The organism is Serratia liquefaciens ATCC 27592, from assembly GCF_000422085.1.
Lineage (GTDB): Bacteria > Pseudomonadota > Gammaproteobacteria > Enterobacterales > Enterobacteriaceae > Serratia > Serratia liquefaciens.
The window spans coordinates 1,191,203-1,210,540 of sequence record NC_021741.1; the positions used below are offsets into that span (position 1 = coordinate 1,191,203).

Consider the following 19,338-nt stretch of genomic DNA (forward strand, 5'->3'; position numbering starts at 1 on the left):
TTGACTATCGGTTGCGTTTTTTCCGGGATTGCCGGTACCTGTTAATACCGAACCAAGCTCTGTTGCTCATCCGCGTGTCGGCGGGTGGGGTAGTGCTGAGAGTGTAAGTGGGAAGCGAGAGAAGTGCTGTAGAGAAGTGCCGCTGCAATTGTTGTATTTAACGCTGTGAACTTTCCCCGGCCTGTCCGGGGATTTTTTATCCTATTATCGCAGGCACAAAAAAACCGCCGTTAAGGCGGTTCTCAATGCCGGTTAGGACATTATTTTTTGTCGTGCAGGGTGTCGTCTTCGCGGCAGTCACCTGTTTCACAGTGGCCGTACAGGTACAGGCTGTGGTTGGTGAGCTTGATGCCGTGTTGTTTGGCGATATCACGCTGACGCACTTCGATAGACTCATCGCTGAATTCGATCACTTTGCCGCAATCCAGGCAAATCAGGTGATCGTGGTGATGTTGCTGGGTCAATTCGAACACGGACTTGCCGCCTTCGAAGTTGTGACGGGTCACAATGCCGGCATCATCAAATTGGTTCAGTACGCGGTAAACCGTAGCCAGGCCAATTTCTTCGCCCATATCTATCAGTTTTTTGTACAGATCTTCCGCACTGACGTGATGGCATTCCGGATTTTGCAGTACTTCCAGGATTTTGAGTCGCGGAAGCGTGACTTTTAAGCCGGCCTTCTTCAATGCGGTGTTGTTGTCAGTCATGCGGATTCAGTCCTGTTACTATGCTAATCAAGTTGAGGCGTTCTCGCCTTTGGCATCGGTCGGCACAAAGAGTTAATTGCGTCTCATTATAGAACCGGTTGCTCTAAATGGAAACCGCCGGTTGTTAACAAAGCTATAATTGCACAATTGCATGTTATACATGCAACGTCTTGATGAATGGGATAAACCGAAAACTCAGTCTACCTTGATGGTGTGGGAAGTTACAAATCTGTAGCTTCTATTGCAGTAATTTGTACTGCCAATGATGGCCCTGCCGGCACACTATGCACTTTGCAGGGCTTTTGTTCAACCTTTGGCGTTACCCGACGATTTCGGCCAGGCTCAGCTCTTCGACGATTTGTTTTACCCAGCCTTCGACACGTTCGTTGGTCAGCTCAGGTTGGCGATCTTCGTCAATGGCCAGGCCGATGAAATGGCTGTCGTTAACCAAGCCTTTGGAGGCTTCAAAGTGGTAACCCTTGGTTGGCCAGTGGCCTACGATCGCGGCGCCACGCGGTTCAATGATGTCGCGAATGGTACCCATCGCATCACAGAAATACTCTGCGTAGTCTTCCTGATCGCCACAGCCGAACAGCGCAACCAGCTTGCCGTTGAAGTCAATTTCTTCCAGCGTTGGGAAGAAATCGTCCCAGTCGCACTGCGCTTCGCCGTAGTACCAGGTTGGGATACCGAGCAGCAGGATATCGAAAGCTTCCAGATCTTCTTTGCTGCTTTTGGCGATGTCATGAATTTCAGCCACATCTTTACCAAACTGCTGCTGAAGAATTTTCTGGATCATCTTGGCAATGTTTTCGGTATTGCCAGTGTCGCTGCCAAAGAAAATGCCTACATTAGCCATATCGCGTATAACCTTTAAATTCAATAAATTGCATTCACGATGTTAGCGTTGACTACGATAACACCGATTAAAATGATGCCATGGCAAGAGGTTATCTCTTACCGGTAAGTGCGTATCATGCCAGAAATTTACCCCGGGTATTTATCACTTTAATGCGATGCCGGGTGGAATAAAGCGGTGTTGATCGGGCGTCATCCTTAACGCCGCGCCGCATGTGCGGCTGCAATGATCAATGTTCTGGCTGCTCGTCCGCCAGTTGTGCCAGCAGCATTTGCTCAATAAGCTCGCTGCGGCTGATATTACGCTGTTCCGCCAGTTTGTTCAGGGCGTCCACCGCATCCGCATTGATCTTCAGTTCCACACGCCGTAAGCCACGGACTTTATCGCGTCGAAGCTGATTACGCTTATTGATTCTAAGCTGTTCATCTCGGGATAGCGGGTTGGTTTTCGGGCGCCCCGGACGGCGTTCATCTGCGAACAGATCCAGCGTCGTGCGATCCGTTTGTTCTTTTGCCATAGGTAGCGGTACTGCAAGGGAGTTTGCATCAAAAAGCGCTTACACGCTTCCGGACGGTTCGGTTAACACACTTCGGGCCAATAAACCCTAACCCAAATTCACCCCAGCCTGACGTTAGCGAACACGCTCGGCACGGCGGCAAAATTATAGCGCGCCATATTACCCCAGCAGGTAGAGCGACGACAATGCTTAACTGAGCCGAAAACGCGCTAAGCCGTTATCTTTAGCGCGTTTTTTCATCAGATGGTGACTTTGGGAGAGAAACGGCCCATTTGTCGGGCCTGGCGCGACTCAGGCTTCGCCGAGAAAGCGGTGAATGGCGCGCAACACCGCCTCCGGTTTTTCCGCATGAACCCAGTGTCCGGTACCGGCAACGACGTGAGCGCGAGCCTGCGGGAATTGACGGGCAATATCTTCGCGATAGCTGTCCTGCACGTAAGGCGACAGGCCGCCGCGGATAAACAGCGTCGGGTGAGGCCAGGCCGGCACTTCCTGCCAGCCGGTGATGTTCTCGTACTCTTCGATCAGCACCGGCAGATTGAAACGCCATTCGCCTTGATGGAAGGATTTCAGCAGGAACTGGATCACGCCTTCCTCTTTCAGGTAGCCACGCATCAATTCCGCCGCCTGCTGGCGTTGGGTAATGCCGGCGGCGCTCACCGCCTGCAACGCGACAAAAATTTCGTCGTGGCGGCGCGTTTGATAGTCCACCGGCGCAACGTCAATGATGATCAGCTTCTCCACGCGCTGCGGGGCGATTGCCGTCAGCGCCATGGCCGCTTTGCCGCCCATCGAGTGGCCAATGACAATGACCTTCTCCAACTGCAAATCGTCCAGCAACGTCAGCAGATCCTGCGCCATCTCCGGGTAGGTCATGACCTCAGAACGCGGTGACAGGCCGTGGTTGCGCAGATCGACTTTAACTACGCTGTGCTGCTGGTTCAGGTCGCGCGCCAGCACGCCCAGGTTGTCCAAATTGCCAAACAGCCCGTGGATCAGGATCACCGGCAGTGCATCGGACTCGGTGGCCAGCAGTTGATAATGTAATTTCATGGCGAAGTTCATACTGAGAGAGATTCAGATTAGGTTATCATGATTAAAACACTCGATGAATAAACCCGTCGCCTTTCAAGCGGCAGCGTTGTTCGCGGTACTTGCTGCAACTTAAAATCCATAGGATAAAACGTGGATTTTTCATGATAAGGTGCAGGTTTGGCAGCGCCGGTGTCCGGTGGGCTATAGGTAATAGTCTGCTTTTGCCGCATTGGGGCACATTGTTATGTTCGCCTCTGCGCTTTTAACCTTATAATCCCATGGCTTGAATGCCGGATCTGGCTTCAGGTTCTAAGTAGAAAAAAACAGTACTGGATAAAGATGAAAACTATTGAAGTCGACGAAGAGCTCTACCGCTATATTGCCAGCCACACGCAACATATTGGTGAGAGCGCGTCCGATATTTTGCGCCGTATGTTGAAATTTACCGCAGGCCAGCCGTTACGTGCAGCGCCGGCCGCCAGCGCTCAGAGCGCCGAACAGGATAAGATCGTCGCCGTGTCGCGCCCGCGCGATCGCGTGCGTGCCGTGCGTGAGCTGTTGTTGTCGGATGAGTATGCCGAGCAGAGCAAAGCGGTGAACCGTTTTATGCTGGTACTTTCCACCCTGTATACCCTCGATGCGGCCGGCTTTGCCAGCGCCACCGATGCGTTGCATGGCCGTACCCGTACCTATTTTGCCGGCGATCAGCAAACCCTGTTGGCGAACGGAACGCACACCAAGCCAAAGCACGTTCCGGGCACGCCTTACTGGGTGATCACCAATACCAATACCGGTCGCAAACGCAGCATGGTTGAACACATCATGCAGGCTATGCAGTTCCCGACGGAACTGACTGAAAAAGTTTGCGGCACTATCTAATTTAGCGAACAGCCCGTCATGGTGGCCGTGAGCGACATATTGCCAGGCCGCAGGACAGGGATTAGGGAGATATGTCGATGGCGAATAACCCACGTGCCGGGCAGCCGGCTCAGCAAAGCGATTTGATCAACGTAGCCCAGCTGACGTCGCAGTACTATGTACTGCAACCGGAAGCGGGCAACGCCGCACACGCGGTCAAGTTCGGGACTTCAGGCCATCGCGGCAGTGCGCTGCGCCACAGTTTTAACGAAGCCCACATTCTCGCGATCGCGCAGGCGATTGCCGAGGTGCGTCATCAACAGGGTGTGACCGGTCCATGCTACGTGGGTAAAGACACCCATGCGCTGTCGGAGCCTGCCTTCATTTCAGTGCTGGAAGTGTTGAGCGCCAACGGCGTTGATGTGATCGTGCAGGAAAATAACGGCTTCACGCCAACGCCTGCGGTCTCCCATGCCATCCTGTGCCACAACCGTAACGGTGGGGCATTGGCCGACGGCATCGTGATCACCCCGTCCCACAATCCGCCTGAAGATGGCGGCATCAAATATAACCCGACCAACGGCGGCCCGGCGGACACCAATCTGACCTCGGTGATTGAAAAGCGCGCCAATGAATTGCTGTCTCTGCAGCTGAAAGGCGTTCAGCGTCAATCGCTGGATAAGGCCTGGGCCAGCGGCCGTGTGCATGCACAGGACCTGGTGCAGCCATATGTTGAAGGGCTGGTGGACGTGGTTGATATGCCTGCGATTCAGCGTGCCGGCCTGAAGCTGGGTGTCGATCCGCTCGGCGGTTCCGGCATCGCCTACTGGCAGCGTATCGCCGAGCATTACAAGCTGGATCTGACGCTGGTGAACGATTCTATCGATCAGACCTTCCGCTTTATGCACCTGGACCACGACGGTGTGATCCGTATGGACTGCTCTTCAGAACCGGCGATGGGTGGCCTGCTGGCATTGCGCGACAAGTTTGACCTGGCGTTTGCCAACGATCCGGATTACGACCGCCACGGCATAGTTACGCCTGCGGGGCTGATGAACCCGAACCATTATCTGGCGGTTGCCATCAACTATCTGTTCCAGCATCGTCCACAGTGGAGTGCTAACGTAGCGGTAGGCAAGACGCTGGTTTCCAGCGCGATGATTGACCGCGTGGTGGCTGATTTGGGCCGCAAGCTGGTGGAAGTGCCGGTGGGCTTCAAATGGTTCGTTGATGGCCTGCATGACGGTAGCCTGGGCTTTGGCGGCGAAGAGAGCGCAGGGGCTTCGTTCCTGCGTTTCAATGCTACCCCGTGGTCTACTGATAAAGACGGTATCATCATGTGCCTGTTGGCTGCGGAAATCACCGCAGTGACCGGAGAAAATCCGCAGCATCACTACGAAGACCTGGCCAAGCGTTTTGGTGCCCCGAGCTACAACCGCATTCAGGCACCGGCAACTTCTGCGCAGAAAGCGGCGTTGTCCAAGCTGTCACCGGAAATGGTCAAGGCCGATACTCTGGCGGGTGATCCTATTACCGCACGTTTGACGGCGGCACCGGGCAACGGCGCATCGATTGGTGGCCTGAAAGTGATGACCGACAACGGTTGGTTCGCAGCACGTCCTTCAGGGACCGAAGAAGCCTACAAGATTTACTGTGAGAGCTTCCTCGGTGCTGAGCACCGTGAAAAGATCGAGCACGAAGCGGTAGAAATCGTCAGCGAAGTGCTGGCTTCTGCCAAGTAAGGCCTCTCTCCCTTGAAAAAAAGCGCTGTAAAAACAGCGCTTTTTTTATGCCTGCAATTTAGATATATCTTTTTCATTCTTCCCCTCTTGCGCATTTAGATATATCGATCTAGATTAGATATATCGAAGTGACTTAGATATATCTAAATCACCTCGTCAACTGATTATCCAATGCGAGGTACAGACTATGTTTCACCGTTTAGATTTACACCGTCGTCACGGCTGCCGCCATGACAGCGAAGAAGGGCACGAACATCACCATCGTCGTCGTGGCGGTCGCCATCATTTTGGCGGCGACCATGGTGAAGAGCATGGCCGGGGAGGGCGCGGCGGTCGTGGCGGCCGTTACCGCATGTTTGAACACGGCGATCTGCGGCTGGTGCTGCTGGCGCTGGTGGCGCGTAAACCGAGCCACGGTTACGAACTGATCAAGGCGATCGACGAGGCGTCTTCCGGTCTCTATGTGCCAAGCCCAGGGGTGATTTATCCGACACTGACGCTGCTGGAAGAGCAGGATTTCCTCGAGCCGATCACCAGCGGCAACGGCCGTAAAAGCTATCAGATCACCGAGCTGGGCCAGAGTGAATTACAAAAACACCAGGCCGTCGTCGATGTGATCCTGGCCCGTTTGGCCGGTGCCGGTCGCGGCCACCATCATCATGGCAATCTGGCGGAAGGCATCTCCGACGCCATGAACCGCCTGCGCAGTTTGTTGCGTGGCAATGTGATGCGCGCCGATCTTTCGCCACAGCAGGTCGAACGCATCAATGCGGCGCTGCTCACCGCGGTGGCGGCAATTGAAAGTGAAATGAACATTGCTCCAACAGATACAGATAAGGAAAACAACTGATGCCTGGCCACCGTTTCCGCATTACCGTTGAAGCCCTGAGCGATCGCCAAGGCGAGCCCGTTGAGAAAACGCCACTGAGTTTTGAGGTGGAAAACCACGACGATATTCTTGGCATCGTTGAGCGCATCAAAGCGCGCGAAGATCTGAACTTTGGCGAGAATAACAGCGCGGCCTTCGCCGTCGGCTTGAAGCTGTTCTCTGAAGTGATGATCGAAAACCGCAAGCACCCGGTGTTTGCCCCGCTGCGCGAGGCGTTCAAAGAATTTATGGTTGGGCTGAAGAAAGGCCAAAACGTGTAGGGGTGCCACATGCTGCACCCGTTTAATCGAATTTTGCATCAGCTTAACCGTATGCTGCGCCGTTTCACCTCATGGCATAAAGCGGTAACCGACGCCGGTTTCGGTCAGCAAGTGTTTTGGCCGGGCCGGATCGGCCTCCAGTTTTTGCCGCAGATGCCCCATATAAATTCGCAGATAGTGGCTGTGTTCGACGTAGTTCGGTCCCCAGACGTGGCTTAATAGCTGACGCTGGGTGATTACCTTGCCGGAGTTGGCCAGCAGTTCGGCCAGCAGGCGAAACTCTATCGGTGTCAGATGCAGATCTTCACCCTGGCGCAGTACCCGGCGGTTGATCAGATCGACGGTGATTTCGGAAAAGCTGACCAACGGACTTTCCTGTAGGCTGCCTGAATGGCGGCGCAAGGCGACTCGCACGCGGGCCAGCAGTTCGCCGATGCCAAACGGTTTGCTGAGATAGTCATCCGCCCCGGCGTCCAGCGCGGCAATTTTGTCTTCTTCGGCATTACGCGCCGACAGCACAATCACCGGAATGGCGCTCCACTGGCGTAGATCGCGGATATAGTTAAGCCCGTCACCGTCCGGCAACCCTAAATCGAGAATAATCAGATCCGGCTTGCGCGTGCCGGCTTCAATCAGCCCGCGCTGCAGCGTTTCGCTTTCAAACACCCGTAGCCCCTCACTTTCGAGCGCGGTACGGACGAAGCGCCGGATCTCTTTCTCATCTTCGACAATCAGAATATTGGTTGGCGTGCTGCTCACAAGGCTCCCTGGAGTTGGTTAGAGATCAAAGGCTTCGCTGTCTATTTCCGGTGGTTTTTCCAGCGGCAGCACAAAGCGGAAGCTGGCACCGCCGTTAGCGCCGTTTTCCGCCCAAATGCGGCCGCCGTGCACTTCAATAATGGCACGGCAAATCGCTAACCCCAAACCTACGCCGGGAATGGCCGACTCTTTATTGCCGCGGGAAAACTTATCGAAGATAAGCTGTTTTTTCCCTTCAGGAATGCCTGGGCCATCGTCCCAGACTTCGACTTCCAACCAGTCGGGCAGCGTATGGGCGCGAATGCCGATAGTAGCATCGATACCGGCGTATTTATTGGCATTTTCCAACAGGTTAGTGAAAACCCGCTCCAGCAGGCTGCCGTCGCAGTTGACCAATATCAGCTCCGGCGGCAGCTCAACCTTGATCTGGTGTTGGGTCATCAGCGGTTCCAGCATGTGCAGCGAAGCGCCGACGATCTCCTCCAGCGACTGCCACTCTTTTCGCAGATTAAAGCCACCGGATTGAATGCGTGCCATATCCAGCAGGTTGTTCACCAGCCGGGTGGTGCTCAATACCTGCTGGCGGATCTGACTGGCCTGCGGAGCATGGTTGGAGCCTTCCGCGGCCAGATCGAGCGTCAGAATTTCCGCCTGGCCGAACAGCACCGTCAGCGGTGTGCGCAAATCGTGGGACAGCGCCGCCAGCAGCGAGTTGCGCAGCTGCTCCCGCTCGGCGTCCAGTTTGGCTTCCTCGGCGCTGCGCGCCAGATGCAATCGTTCCAGTGCGCTGGCGATCAGCACCGCAAAGGTTTGCAGCAGCCGCTGTTGTTCCGGCACCATCAGTTGGCGCAGGTTACTGGGTTCGATAGCCAGCAGGCCGAAGGTTTGTTTCGACGTGGTGAGCGGGAGCAGTTGGTAAGGCACGCCAGGCAAGGTGTCGGTACCGGCGCCGGCCGGCATGCCCTTGTCGAAACTCCAACGGGCGATAGCCTCATCCACCGACAGCAGCCCGCCCGTTTCGCCAACCATTTGCTGCAGCTTGCCGTCTTCCTGCGGCAGCAGCAGGACGGTTTTGGCCTGGAAGCTGCTGGAAAGGAAGTGGCGGCTGGTTTTGGCGATATCTTCGGTGGTCAGCGCCTGGCTGAGCCCACGAGATATTTCATACAGGTGCCGAGCTCTTTGCTCACGATAACGGGCCACTCGCGCCTGATAACGCACGCCAGCGGTCAGGTTGCCGATGGTGATGCCGACGATCAGCATGACGCCGAAGGTCAGCAGATACTGCATATCGCTGACGGCAAACGACCATTCAGGCTGGACGAAAAACAGATCAAAGCTGGCGACGTTAATCACCGCCGCCAGTACCGAGGGCCAACGACCGAAGAACAGCGCGACGATCGCCACCCCGAGCAGATACACCATCACCAGGTTGGCCTGGTCAAAGCCCGGCAACAACCATTGGGAGAGCAGGGTAATCAGGGCGCAGAGTGCAACGGCCACGGCGCAGCCGCGTAATTGCATGCGCCATTTTTCGGTAAAGTTGCGGCCATCATGTTCTTTCCCCTGCGGTGCAGGGGTGTCGTTTTCCAGCGCGACGATCACCAGATCGAGATCGGGTCCCAGGCGACCGAGACGATCGGCAAAGCTGCCGCGCAGTTTCCAGCGTTGTTCGCTGCGGCGGCCGATAATGATTTTGCCCAGGTTATGTTCGCGGGCATAGCGCAACACTGCACGTTCTTCATAAGGTTCAGACAGGGTGGCGGTTTCAGCCCCCAGCTCCTGCGCCAGCCGCAGCGCCCGCAGGATCGCCCGGCGTTGATTCTCCGGCAAGCGGTGCAGTTTCGGTGTTTCTACATATACCGCGTGCCAGTGGCAACCCAATCGGGCCGCCAGCCGCGCCGCGATACGCACCAGTTTCTCATTGCCGCTGCTATGCCCCACGCACAGCAAAATGCTGTCGCGAGTGTGCCATACCCGCTCGCGGCCCTGAGTATCGCGAAAGGCGCGCATCTGGTCATCGACCCGGTCGGCGGTGCGGCGCAGCGCCAGTTCGCGCAGCGCGATCAGATTGCCCTTGCGGAAAAAGTGCTCGATGGCGCGCTCGGCCTGGCCGGGAATGTACACCTTGCCTTCATTTAATCGCTGACGAAGATCGTCTGGCGGCAGGTCAACCAGCACCACCTCGGTGGCCTCGTCGAACACGTGATCGGGCACCGTTTCACGTACCCGCACGCCGGTCACGCCGCCGACCACGTCGTTCAGGCTTTCCAGATGTTGGACATTGACGGTGGTCAGCACGTCGATACCGGCGTCCAACAGCTCTTCCACATCCTGCCAGCGCTTCGGATGACGCGAACCGTAGGCGTTACTGTGCGCCAGCTCATCCATCAGGATCAGTGCCGGGTGGCGTGCCAGCGCGGCATCGAGGTCAAATTCCTGCACTAAGCGTCCGCGATGCTGGATGCGTTTTTGTGCCAGCAGATCCAAGCCATTCAGCAGCGCTGCGGTTTCGCTGCGGCCATGGGTTTCCACCACGCCGACCAGCACGTCCAACCCCTGGCTGCGCAGCCGCTGGGCTTCCTGCAGCATGGCGTAGGTTTTGCCCACCCCGGCACAGGCGCCGAAGAAAACCTTCAACCGGCCGCGGGGCTTTTCATTGGCCAGCGCCAGCAGGCTGTCAGGGTCAGGGCGTTGTTGTTCCTCATCCACCATCGGAGTTCCTTTTGCAGCAATGTACCCGTCATACTGCAAGCTGCTTGGGTGTTGGCTGCCTTCACTCACCCCAGGAACGATCTTGAGTAAGCTCCTGGGGATTCACTCAGTTACCGCCTACAAGCAACTCGAATTATTTTGGGTATATATATCGGGTTCGGCACGCCGAACCCGATACTTATCCTTTAACACGCAACGGATTATTTCAATGCGTCGAGCGCCAGGTTCAATTTCAGCACGTTTACCACCGACTCGCCCATAAAGTTGGGGGTGGCCTGATCGGTGCTTTGATCAATCAGCTTGGCGATTTGCTCCGGCGGTAGTTGGCGCGCCGCCGCAACCCGGGCCAGTTGATATTGCGCCGCCGCGAGAGAGATCTGCGGATCCAGTCCGCTTCCCGAGGCCGTCAGCAGATCGACCGGGATCGGGCCCTTCATCGCCGGGTTGACCAGACGCAATTGCGCGGCACGCTCGGCGATGGCTTTATCCAGCGCCGGGTTGGTGGCGGCCAGGTTGCTGCCGGCGGACGCCATCGCATTATAGGCCGAATCGCCGGTGGCAGAAGGGCGGCCCCAGAAATACTCGGGTTTGGTAAAGTTTTGGCCGATTAACGCGGAGCCGACCACCTTATCGCCCTGATACAGCAGCGAACCATTGGCCGCGCCGGAAAACAGCAGTTGCGAAAGTCCGGTCGTCAGCAACGGGTAGGCGATACCGGTAATCAACGTCAGCAGAATCAACATCACCAACGAAGGGCGTAAATAAGACATTTTCATTTCCTCTCAATGATTAACCGGCGATGTGCAAGGCGACCAGGATCAGGTCGATCAGCTTGATGCCGACAAAAGGCACCAACAGACCGCCCACGCCATAGAGCCACAGGTTGCGTCGCAGCAGTGCAGCGGCGCTCATCGGTTTATAGCTCACCCCTTTCAGCGCCAGCGGGATCAGGAATACGATCACCAGGGCGTTGAAGATCACCGCCGACATAATGGCGGAGGCCGGGGAGTGCAAATGCATCACGTTCAGGGCGTTAAGCTGCGGATAGGTTGCCGCAAACGCCGCCGGGATAATGGCGAAATACTTGGCCACGTCGTTGGCGATGCTGAAGGTGGTCAATGAACCGCGCGTCATCAGCATTTGTTTGCCGATGTGCACCACTTCAATCAACTTGGTCGGGTTAGAATCCAGATCGACCATGTTGCCCGCCTCTTTAGCGGCCTGAGTGCCTGAGTTCATCGCCACCGCCACATCAGCCTGAGCCAGCGCTGGGGCGTCGTTGGTGCCGTCACCGGTCATCGCTACCAGACGGCCTTCCGCCTGATATTGGCGAATCAACGCCAGCTTGGCTTCCGGCGTCGCTTCCGACAGGAAGTCGTCTACCCCGGCTTCGGCGGCGATCGCGGCGGCGGTCAGTGGGTTATCACCGGTGATCATCACCGTTTTGATGCCCATTTTACGCAGCTCGGCGAAACGCTCTTTAATGCCGCCTTTGACGATATCCTTCAGCGCTACCACGCCCAATACGCGCGGGCCTTCCGCTACCACCAGCGGCGTACCGCCAGTGCGCGCCACGCTGGCGACCAGCTCGTCCACCGCCTGCGGGAAGTGGCCCTGATTGGACTCCACGTGACGACGAATGGCGTCCACCGCGCCTTTGCGGATCATCCGGTCCTGCACGTTGACGCCGCTCATGCGCGTTTGGGCGGAGAAGGGCACGAAAGTGGCGTTCAGCGCCTGCAGGTCACGTTCGCGCAGGTTGAAGCGTTGCTTCGCCAGCACCACGATGCTACGGCCTTCCGGCGTTTCGTCCGCCAGGGATGACAGTTGGGCCGCGTCGGCCAGATCTTGCTCCTTCACGCCCGGCGCAGGCAAGAACTCGGAGGCCTGACGGTTACCCAGCGTAATGGTGCCGGTTTTGTCCAGCAGCAGCACATCAACGTCACCAGCGGCTTCCACCGCGCGCCCGCTGGTGGCGATCACGTTGGCCCCCAGCATTCGGCTCATCCCGGCCACGCCAATGGCCGACAGCAACCCGCCGATGGTGGTAGGGATCAGGCAGACCAGCAGCGCCACCAGCACGGTAATGGTGACTACCGAACCGCCGTTGGCGGCGTCCACGCTGTACTGCGAGAACGGAAACAGCGTCGCGGTCGCCAGCACGAACACGATGGTCAGTGCGACCAGCAGAATGGTCAACGCTACTTCGTTTGGGGTTTTACGCCGTTTGGCGCCCTCCACCATGGCGATCATCCTGTCGAGGAAGGTTTCGCCCGGATTGACGCTGCACTGCACCACCAGCCAGTCGGACAGCACGCGGGTACCGCCGGTCACCGACGAGAAGTCACCGCCGGATTCGCGGATCACCGGGGCGGATTCGCCGGTAATGGCGCTTTCGTCCACGGAGGCGCCACCTTCCAGCACTTCGCCGTCGCAGGGGATGGTATCGCCGGCTTCCACCAGTACGATGTCACCCTTGCGCAGGCTTTCGGCGGACACTTTCTCGGTGGCACCATCACGGCGCGGCGCGGCCAATTTTTTCGCCCAACTGGTTTTCTTGGTGCCCCTCAGGCTTTCCGCCTGGGCTTTGCTGCGCCCTTCGGCCAGCGCTTCGGCAAAGTTGGCGAACAGCACGGTGAACCACAGCCACAGCGCGATGCTGCCGGTGAAAGCCGCGCTGCCGTCGGTCTGTCCGGCGAGGATCGCCAGCCAGATGGCCGTAGTCAGGATGCTGCCGATATACACCACGAACATCACCGGGTTACGCCACTGGGTGCGTGGATCCAGCTTTTTCAGCGCATCGATCAGCGCGGTACGGACCAGTGCCGGTTCAAACAGCGCACGTTGTTTGCGAGTCATCACTTAATCTCTCTCTTTATTTCATTCCCTATGGATTTCGAGTTGCAGCTAGGCACCCAACTCGCTCATCCCCAGGCGCTTACTTGAGTAAGTAACTGGGGTGAGCGAGTGCCAGGTAACAACGCTGCGGCTCGAAAGGCGACGGGAATGCGCCTGTTATTTGGCCAGCCAAAGTTGCAAATGTTCGGCCACCGGTCCCAGCGCCAGCGCCGGTACGAAGGTCAATGCGCCCACCAGCAGCACGGTGCCGATCAGCAGACCGATAAACAGCGGCCCGTAGGTTGGCAGAGTACCGTTGCCCGCCGGCTGACGTTTCTTCGCACACAGCGAACCGGCAATGGCCAGCACCGGCAGGATCACCCCAAAGCGGCCGACGAACATGGCGAAGGCCAGCAGCAGGTTATAGAACGGCGTATTGACGCTCAGGCCGGCAAAGGCGCTACCGTTGTTGTTGGCGGCGGAAGACAGCGCATACAGCACTTCGCTGAAGCCGTGCGCGCCCGGGTTAAGGATGCCTGCACGACCGGCGTCGGTGGCGATGGCCAGTGCCGTGCCCAACAGCACCAGCGTCGGCGTGACCAGGATCGCCAGAGCGGTCATTTTCATGTCGTAGACGTCGATCTTTTTGCCCAGGTATTCCGGTGTGCGCCCGATCATCAGCCCGGCAATAAACACCGTCAGCAGGACGAACAACAGCATGCCGTACAGGCCCGAGCCCACACCGCCAAACACCACTTCGCCAATCTGCATCAGCCACATCGGCACCATGCCGCCCAGCGCGGTGAAGGAGTCATGCATCGCATTCACCGCACCGCAGGACGCCGCGGTGGTCACCACCGAGAACAGGCTGGTGGCGAGAATGCCAAAGCGCGACTCCTTGCCTTCCATATTGATGTTGCTGGCACTGCCCAATTCGCCCAGATGAGGGTTACCCGCCAGTTCGGCGAACATCACCACCACCACGGCAACCACGAAGATCAGCGCCATCGCCCAGATCAGCGCGTGGCCCTGGCGGTTTTCACCGGCAACCTGACCGAAAGCAAAACACAACGCGCAGGGGATCAGGAAGATCGCCAGCATTTGCACAAAGTTGGTCAGCACGGTCGGGTTTTCGAACGGGTGAGCCGAGTTGGCGCCGAAGAAACCGCCGCCATTGGTGCCGAGCATCTTGATCGCTTCCTGAGAGGCCACTGGCCCCATCGGCAGCGTCTGCTGCGCGCCTTCCAGCGTGTTGATGTGCAGGTAGGGCAGGAAGTTTTGCAGCGTGCCCTGGCTGACGAAGAACAAAGCGATCAACAGCGAAATCGGCAGCAGCACATACAGCGTCACGCGGAACATATCGATCCAGGCGTTGCCGATAGTGGCGCTGGAACGACGGGTGAAGGCGCGGATCAACGCGAAGGCCACGGCGATACCGGTCGCGGCGGACAGGAAGTTCTGCACCGCCAGGCCGGCCATTTGGCTGAGATAGCTGAGAGTGCTTTCACCGCTGTAGGCTTGCCAGTTGGTGTTGGTGACAAAGCTGACCGCGGTATTGAACGCCAGATCCCAGGACAGGCCGGGGAAGCCCTGTGGGTTAAGCGGCAGCGAGCCTTGTGCCATCAGCAACGCGAACAGCAGCACCAGACCGAGCAGGTTAAACCACAGGATCGCCAGTGCGTATTGCCACCAGTTCATTTCGGCGGGGGTTGTGCCACAGCAACGCCAAATGCCGGCTTCCAGCCGACGCAGCGCCGGCAGCGGCTCTCCTTCAATCAGGCGTGCCAGGAAACCGCCCAACGGTCGCGCCAGCAACAGAAGCACCAGCAGGAAGCTGGCAATCAATAAAAAGGCTGAAGCTGCCATCAGAAATCCTCCGCATTGAACAGGGCATAAACCAGATAGCCCAACAGCAGCAGAACCAACAGCGCACCACCAATAACGCTGATACTCACGGGACACCTCCAGAGGTGTAGTTTTTGATAGAGCGAGTGTAGGGAGGGCGGTAGAAAGAAGATGAAAAAATAGCGTTGGCCGGTGTAAAAAAAGTATAAAAATGGCTGAAATTACAGCAGAAAATGGCTTTTTAGCCTCGATTTTGGGGGGCGTAGCGCGATTGGACTCCTGTTTGGGGGCGTGAAGATGAAGGTTTGCGTAAACAGGGTATAAATAACCACAATGTAACCAATGATTAGTTAATTATTAACCTTGATGTAACAAAATTACGGATTAGGCGAATTATTTGCGATTTTTTGTGCGATTCAGTGGTCGGATGAGTAGTAAACTTTCATCAATTGCGCTAAAATTTTGTCCAGTTACCAAATGGTCTTGTTTCTATTGTTTACGCCAGCGCTGTTTCGCAGTAAATCAACGGCCAGGCGTTTTTGAGGAGGTTCGCATGTCTACTTATCACGCTTATTCATTGCATCGGATTCTCCTGCGCCGCAGCGCAGTGATCCTGGCAGGTGTGTTGGCTTTACCGGTAATGCTGTTCCGCAGCGACCGCGCCCGTTTTTACAGCTATTTGCACCGCGTCTGGTCAAAAACCAGCGATAAGCCGGTCTGGCTGCAACAGGCGGAACTGGCGTCCTGCGATTTCTACTGATCGCAGCTTGCCCAACGAAAACCCTCGCTCTCCAGCGGGGGTTTTTTTATGGCTGCGGTTCGGGCATGGTGTCGATAGCGTTCGTGTCATAGCGCGAATTCTTCTACACTTTTAGTCACATCCAACGCTGCGGGAGCCTATCAATGAGTGACAAAATTCCGGTCGGTATCAGCGCTTGCCTGCTTGGCGAGACGGTGCGTTTTGACGGCGGCCATAAACGGCTGGCCTTTGCGGTGGAACAACTGGCCCCTTTTGTGCGGTTTGAGCCGATTTGCCCGGAAATGGCCATCGGTTTACCGACCCCGCGCCCGGCGCTGCGGTTGATCAAAAAACAACATCACGTGGCACTGCGCCACAGCAATGACGATAGCATTGACGTAACCGAGCGGATGCAGCAGTTTTCCGAGCAGCGAATCGCCGCTTTGCAGCACCTGTGCGGCTACATTGTTTGCGCCAACTCGCCAAGCTGCGGCATGGAGCGGGTCCGTCTGTATGATGAGAACGGTAGCGGCGCGCGTAAAAGTGGCGTCGGATTGTTCACCGCCGAGCTACTGCGGCAAATGCCCTGGCTGCCGGTGGAGGAGGACGGGCGGCTGAACGACGCCACACTGCGGGAAAACTTTGTCGAACGCGTTTATGCGCTGTATGAGTTAAACATGCTGTGGCGTAAAGGCCTGAGCCGCGGCGGCCTGATCGCCTTTCACAGTCGCTATAAGCTGTCGCTGTTGGCGCATTCGCAGCAGGAATACCGGGAGCTTGGGCGTTTTGTGGCGGGCATCGATAAATGGGATTCGCTGGAAGCCTTCACCCTCGAATACCGCAGTCGCCTGATGAAACTGCTGGCGCACAAGGCTACCCGTCGTAACCACACCAACGTATTGATGCATGTGCAGGGCTATTTCCGCAATCATCTGAGCTCCGCGCAGCGCCAGGAACTGGCGCAGTTGATCGATCGTTATCGGCAGGGCGTGCAGCCGTTGTTGGCACCGATAACCCTGCTCAAACATTACATGGCCGAATACCCCGATCGTTATCTGGCCGACCAACGCTATTTCGAGCCCTATCCCGAGGCGCTGCGCCTGCGTTATGGCCACTGATTGACAAGGAGTTTTATGACCACACATCTGGTCTGGTTGCGTAACGATTTGCGTATCACCGACAACAAAGCCCTGCACGCCGCCTGTAGCGATCCCGAAGCTCGGGTGATGGCGGTGTTTATCGCCACGCCGCAACAATGGCAGCAGCACCAAATGGCGCCACGTCAGGCGGCGTTTATCCATGCGGGTTTGCTGCAGGTGCAGCAGGCCCTTGCCGAGCGCGGCATTCCCCTTAGCTATCACCAATGCGACGACTTCTCAGCTGCAGTGGATTGGCTGGTGGCGTACTGCACACAGGAGCGGGTGGATGCGCTGTTTTACAATCGCCAGTACGAAATCAACGAGCGCCAGCGCGACCAACGGCTGGAACAGCGTTTAGCCGGGCAGGTGATTTGCCAGAGTTTCGACGACAGCCTGCTGCTGCCGCCGGGGAGCGTGCAAACCGGCGGCGGTGAAATGTACAAGGTCTATACGCCTTTTCGTAAAGCCTTTATCCAGCGTCTGACCGAATCCGACATCCGCTCTGTTCCCGCACCAAAACCGCGAGCCGGTGGCGCACTGCCCACCCCTGCGGTACCCGAGGCGTTCGATTATCCGCCGGCAGAGCCGAGCGGGGATTTTCCAAGCGGGGAAGAGGCGGCTTTGCAGCGATTACGTTCTTTTTGCCGGGAGCAGGTGCAAGACTATCTTAAGCAGCGCGATCTGCCGGCCATTGCCGGTACCAGCAGCCTGTCGCCCTATTTGGCGATTGGCGTGTTGTCACCGCGCCAATGCTTTAACCGCCTGCGTGCTGAATGCCCACAGGTGCTGGAAAATCCCGACGGCGGCGCTTTTAGCTGGTTGAATGAACTGATCTGGCGCGAGTTTTATCGGCATTTGATGGTGGCCTATCCTGCGTTATGCAAGCACCGTCCCTTTATCGATTGGACGGATAAGGTACGCTGGCGGAACGACCGTGAGCTGCTGCAGGCCTGGCAGCAGGGCGCCACCGGCTATCCGATCGTTGATGCCGCTATGCGCCAATTGAATAAAACCGGCTGGATGCATAACCGGTTACGCATGATCAGCGCCAGTTTTCTGGTGAAAGACTTACTGATCGACTGGCGCGAAGGTGAGCGCTATTTCATGTCGCAACTGCTGGACGGCGATCTGGCGGCCAACAACGGCGGTTGGCAGTGGGCGGCCTCCACCGGTACCGACGCCGCGCCGTATTTCCGCATCTTTAACCCGACCACTCAGGGCGAACGTTTTGATCCGCAAGGCACTTTTATCCGTAAATGGTTGCCCGAGCTGGCGGATGTACCGGACAATGCTATCCATCAACCCCATCGCTGGGCAGAACAACAGCAGCGCGTGCTGGATTATCCGCTGCCGATTGTCGACCACAAGCAGGCGCGGCTGGAAACGCTGGCGGCCTTTGAGGCGGCGAAGCGCGGGGAATATTAAGGCAACAGCAAGGAGCGAAATAATGATGAAAAAGGTGCTGGCCCTGTGCCTGAGCGGCTATTCAGCCCTGGCGCTGGCCGGTTTTGACGTGGTGGCGCTGGGCGTGGATGGCGGCGTTAGCGACGGCAATCTGACCTCTTATCTGATCCGCAGCGACAACCAACCGCAGTATCTGGCGCTGGATGCCGGCTCGTTGTTACCGGGTATTGCTAAAGGGCTGGAGAAGGGGAGTTTCCCGCAGGTGACCCCTGAACTGGCGGCGCCTTATACTCCGCAGGGTTATGTATTCCGCCAACTGATCGGCGCTTACTTTATCAGCCATGGTCATCTGGACCACGTGGCGGGGTTGATTATCGGTTCGCCGGAGGACAGCAAGAAGAATATCTATGCCCAGGCCGATACCATTCTGACCCTGCGCAATCATTACTTTAACTGGAAGGCCTGGCCCAACTTCACCGATTCCGGCAACGGATCGCGATTGGGGACTTACCGGCTGCAAACCGTGCGCCCGCAGCAGCGTGTGACCTTGGGCGTGACCGGTTTGAGCGGCGTAATGTATCCGCTCAGCCACGATCGGTATCCTTCTTCGATGATGCTGGTCTCCGATCGCAGCGGCTCTTTCGCCTATTTCGGCGATACCGGCCCGGATGCGCTTGAGCAGTCGCGCAATCTGGACGGCGCCTGGCGCGCGTTGGGGCCGCTCATCGAGCAGAAAAAGCTGAAAGGCATGATCATCGAAAGCTCCTATCCCAACGAGGTTGAAGATAAAAATCTCTACGGGCACCTGACGCCGGCATGGTTGTTGAAAGAGTTGAAAAACCTGACCCAGTACAGTGGGGGAGAAGGATCGCTGAAGGATTTCCCGGTGGTGATCAGCCATATCAAACCCAGTCTGAAGCAAGGGCAAGATGTGCGGGCGACCATCAAACAGCAGTTGGAACAGGGCAACGATCTGGGCGTGAAATTTATCCTGATGGAACAGGGCGACCGCCAGACATTTTGAATTGAAGAGAG

18 protein-coding genes are annotated in these 19,338 nt (G+C 57.0%); 8 read left to right on the plus strand and 10 right to left on the minus strand.

What is annotated here, in order from left to right:
- Positions 1-260: 260 nt before the first annotated feature.
- From fur to ybfF, 4 genes are all read right to left on the minus strand, one after another.
- Positions 261-707 carry a ferric iron uptake transcriptional regulator gene (fur, locus tag M495_RS05500; protein ID WP_020825646.1) on the minus strand — a complete coding sequence of 149 codons (447 nt, stop codon included), beginning with the start codon at positions 705-707 and terminating at the stop codon, positions 261-263.
- A 319-nt stretch (positions 708-1,026) separates the two neighbouring features.
- Positions 1,027-1,566: a flavodoxin FldA gene (gene fldA / locus M495_RS05505; protein WP_020825647.1), complete on the minus strand. Its 540-nt coding sequence runs from the start codon at positions 1,564-1,566 to the stop codon at positions 1,027-1,029.
- Between the two features lie 229 nt (positions 1,567-1,795).
- Entirely contained in the window at positions 1,796-2,083 is a 288-nt protein-coding gene (gene ybfE, locus M495_RS05510; RefSeq protein WP_004949692.1) for a LexA regulated protein, read from the minus strand.
- Positions 2,084-2,374: 291 nt separating this feature from the next.
- Entirely contained in the window at positions 2,375-3,148 is a 774-nt protein-coding gene (gene ybfF, locus M495_RS05515) for an esterase (protein ID WP_020825648.1), read from the minus strand.
- Between the two features lie 309 nt (positions 3,149-3,457).
- Here ybfF and seqA point away from each other — a divergent pair, with 309 nt between their 5' ends.
- The 4 genes from seqA (at position 3,458) to M495_RS05535 (ending at position 6,867) form a co-directional block, all read left to right on the plus strand.
- The gene (gene seqA / locus M495_RS05520; RefSeq protein ID WP_020825649.1) at positions 3,458-3,997 is read left to right on the plus strand and encodes a replication initiation negative regulator SeqA; all 540 of its coding nucleotides are present in this window, start codon (positions 3,458-3,460) and stop codon (positions 3,995-3,997) included.
- A 77-nt stretch (positions 3,998-4,074) separates the two neighbouring features.
- A complete protein-coding gene (gene pgm / locus M495_RS05525) occupies positions 4,075-5,718 on the plus strand; it encodes a phosphoglucomutase (alpha-D-glucose-1,6-bisphosphate-dependent) (protein WP_041415244.1) in 1,644 nt (547 codons plus the stop codon).
- A 187-nt stretch (positions 5,719-5,905) separates the two neighbouring features.
- Positions 5,906-6,568 (plus strand): PadR family transcriptional regulator, encoded by a 663-nt coding sequence (locus M495_RS05530; RefSeq protein ID WP_020825651.1) that lies wholly within the window; start codon positions 5,906-5,908, stop codon positions 6,566-6,568.
- Positions 6,568-6,867: a DUF3861 domain-containing protein gene (locus tag M495_RS05535; RefSeq protein ID WP_020825652.1), complete on the plus strand. Its 300-nt coding sequence runs from the start codon at positions 6,568-6,570 to the stop codon at positions 6,865-6,867. The genes M495_RS05530 and M495_RS05535 overlap by 1 nt, the downstream gene beginning before the upstream one ends.
- Positions 6,868-6,936: 69 nt before the next feature.
- Here the strand turns inward: M495_RS05535 and kdpE are convergent, their stop codons facing one another.
- The 6 genes from kdpE to M495_RS05565 form a co-directional block, all read right to left on the minus strand.
- Positions 6,937-7,626: a two-component system response regulator KdpE gene (gene kdpE / locus M495_RS05540; RefSeq protein ID WP_020825653.1), complete on the minus strand. Its 690-nt coding sequence runs from the start codon at positions 7,624-7,626 to the stop codon at positions 6,937-6,939.
- 18 nt (positions 7,627-7,644) lie between these two features.
- The gene (gene kdpD, locus M495_RS05545; protein ID WP_020825654.1) at positions 7,645-10,338 is read right to left on the minus strand and encodes a two-component system sensor histidine kinase KdpD; all 2,694 of its coding nucleotides are present in this window, start codon (positions 10,336-10,338) and stop codon (positions 7,645-7,647) included.
- A 200-nt stretch (positions 10,339-10,538) separates the two neighbouring features.
- Positions 10,539-11,108: a potassium-transporting ATPase subunit KdpC gene (gene kdpC, locus M495_RS05550; RefSeq protein WP_020825655.1), complete on the minus strand. Its 570-nt coding sequence runs from the start codon at positions 11,106-11,108 to the stop codon at positions 10,539-10,541.
- A 19-nt stretch (positions 11,109-11,127) separates the two neighbouring features.
- Positions 11,128-13,197 (minus strand): potassium-transporting ATPase subunit KdpB, encoded by a 2,070-nt coding sequence (gene kdpB, locus M495_RS05555; RefSeq protein ID WP_020825656.1) that lies wholly within the window; start codon positions 13,195-13,197, stop codon positions 11,128-11,130.
- A 156-nt stretch (positions 13,198-13,353) separates the two neighbouring features.
- A complete protein-coding gene (kdpA, locus tag M495_RS05560) occupies positions 13,354-15,042 on the minus strand; it encodes a potassium-transporting ATPase subunit KdpA (RefSeq protein ID WP_020825657.1) in 1,689 nt (562 codons plus the stop codon).
- A complete protein-coding gene (locus M495_RS05565) occupies positions 15,042-15,131 on the minus strand; it encodes a K(+)-transporting ATPase subunit F (protein WP_004949718.1) in 90 nt (29 codons plus the stop codon). Before M495_RS05565 ends, kdpA begins: the two co-directional genes overlap by 1 nt.
- A 443-nt stretch (positions 15,132-15,574) precedes the next feature.
- Here M495_RS05565 and M495_RS05570 point away from each other — a divergent pair, with 443 nt between their 5' ends.
- The 4 genes from M495_RS05570 to M495_RS05585 all read left to right on the plus strand — a co-directional run bounded on the left by M495_RS05570 (position 15,575) and on the right by M495_RS05585 (position 19,327).
- Positions 15,575-15,781, plus strand: a complete 207-nt coding sequence (locus tag M495_RS05570; RefSeq protein WP_020825658.1) for a YbfA family protein — start codon at positions 15,575-15,577, stop codon at positions 15,779-15,781.
- Positions 15,782-15,924: 143 nt separating this feature from the next.
- Positions 15,925-16,878, plus strand: a complete 954-nt coding sequence (locus tag M495_RS05575) for a YbgA family protein (RefSeq protein WP_020825659.1) — start codon at positions 15,925-15,927, stop codon at positions 16,876-16,878.
- Positions 16,879-16,893: 15 nt separating this feature from the next.
- Entirely contained in the window at positions 16,894-18,324 is a 1,431-nt protein-coding gene (gene phrB, locus M495_RS05580) for a deoxyribodipyrimidine photo-lyase (RefSeq protein ID WP_020825660.1), read from the plus strand.
- Positions 18,325-18,346: 22 nt separating this feature from the next.
- Entirely contained in the window at positions 18,347-19,327 is a 981-nt protein-coding gene (locus tag M495_RS05585) for an MBL fold metallo-hydrolase (RefSeq protein WP_020825661.1), read from the plus strand.
- Positions 19,328-19,338: the final 11 nt, after the last annotated feature.

Coding starts and splice junctions, on each gene's coding strand:
- pgm (WP_041415244.1), top strand. CDS start 4,075: ATGGCGAATAACCCACGTGCCGGGCAGCCGGCTCAGCAAAGCGATTTG.
- fur (WP_020825646.1), bottom strand. CDS start 707: ATGACTGACAACAACACCGCATTGAAGAAGGCCGGCTTAAAAGTCACG.
- ybfE (WP_004949692.1), bottom strand. CDS start 2,083: ATGGCAAAAGAACAAACGGATCGCACGACGCTGGATCTGTTCGCAGAT.
- kdpA (WP_020825657.1), bottom strand. CDS start 15,042: ATGGCAGCTTCAGCCTTTTTATTGATTGCCAGCTTCCTGCTGGTGCTT.
- seqA (WP_020825649.1), top strand. CDS start 3,458: ATGAAAACTATTGAAGTCGACGAAGAGCTCTACCGCTATATTGCCAGC.
- M495_RS05530 (WP_020825651.1), top strand. CDS start 5,906: ATGTTTCACCGTTTAGATTTACACCGTCGTCACGGCTGCCGCCATGAC.
- kdpC (WP_020825655.1), bottom strand. CDS start 11,108: ATGTCTTATTTACGCCCTTCGTTGGTGATGTTGATTCTGCTGACGTTG.
- kdpD (WP_020825654.1), bottom strand. CDS start 10,338: ATGGTGGATGAGGAACAACAACGCCCTGACCCTGACAGCCTGCTGGCG.
- M495_RS05575 (WP_020825659.1), top strand. CDS start 15,925: ATGAGTGACAAAATTCCGGTCGGTATCAGCGCTTGCCTGCTTGGCGAG.
- kdpB (WP_020825656.1), bottom strand. CDS start 13,197: ATGACTCGCAAACAACGTGCGCTGTTTGAACCGGCACTGGTCCGTACC.
- phrB (WP_020825660.1), top strand. CDS start 16,894: ATGACCACACATCTGGTCTGGTTGCGTAACGATTTGCGTATCACCGAC.
- M495_RS05570 (WP_020825658.1), top strand. CDS start 15,575: ATGTCTACTTATCACGCTTATTCATTGCATCGGATTCTCCTGCGCCGC.
- M495_RS05585 (WP_020825661.1), top strand. CDS start 18,347: ATGATGAAAAAGGTGCTGGCCCTGTGCCTGAGCGGCTATTCAGCCCTG.
- M495_RS05535 (WP_020825652.1), top strand. CDS start 6,568: ATGCCTGGCCACCGTTTCCGCATTACCGTTGAAGCCCTGAGCGATCGC.
- ybfF (WP_020825648.1), bottom strand. CDS start 3,148: ATGAACTTCGCCATGAAATTACATTATCAACTGCTGGCCACCGAGTCC.
- fldA (WP_020825647.1), bottom strand. CDS start 1,566: ATGGCTAATGTAGGCATTTTCTTTGGCAGCGACACTGGCAATACCGAA.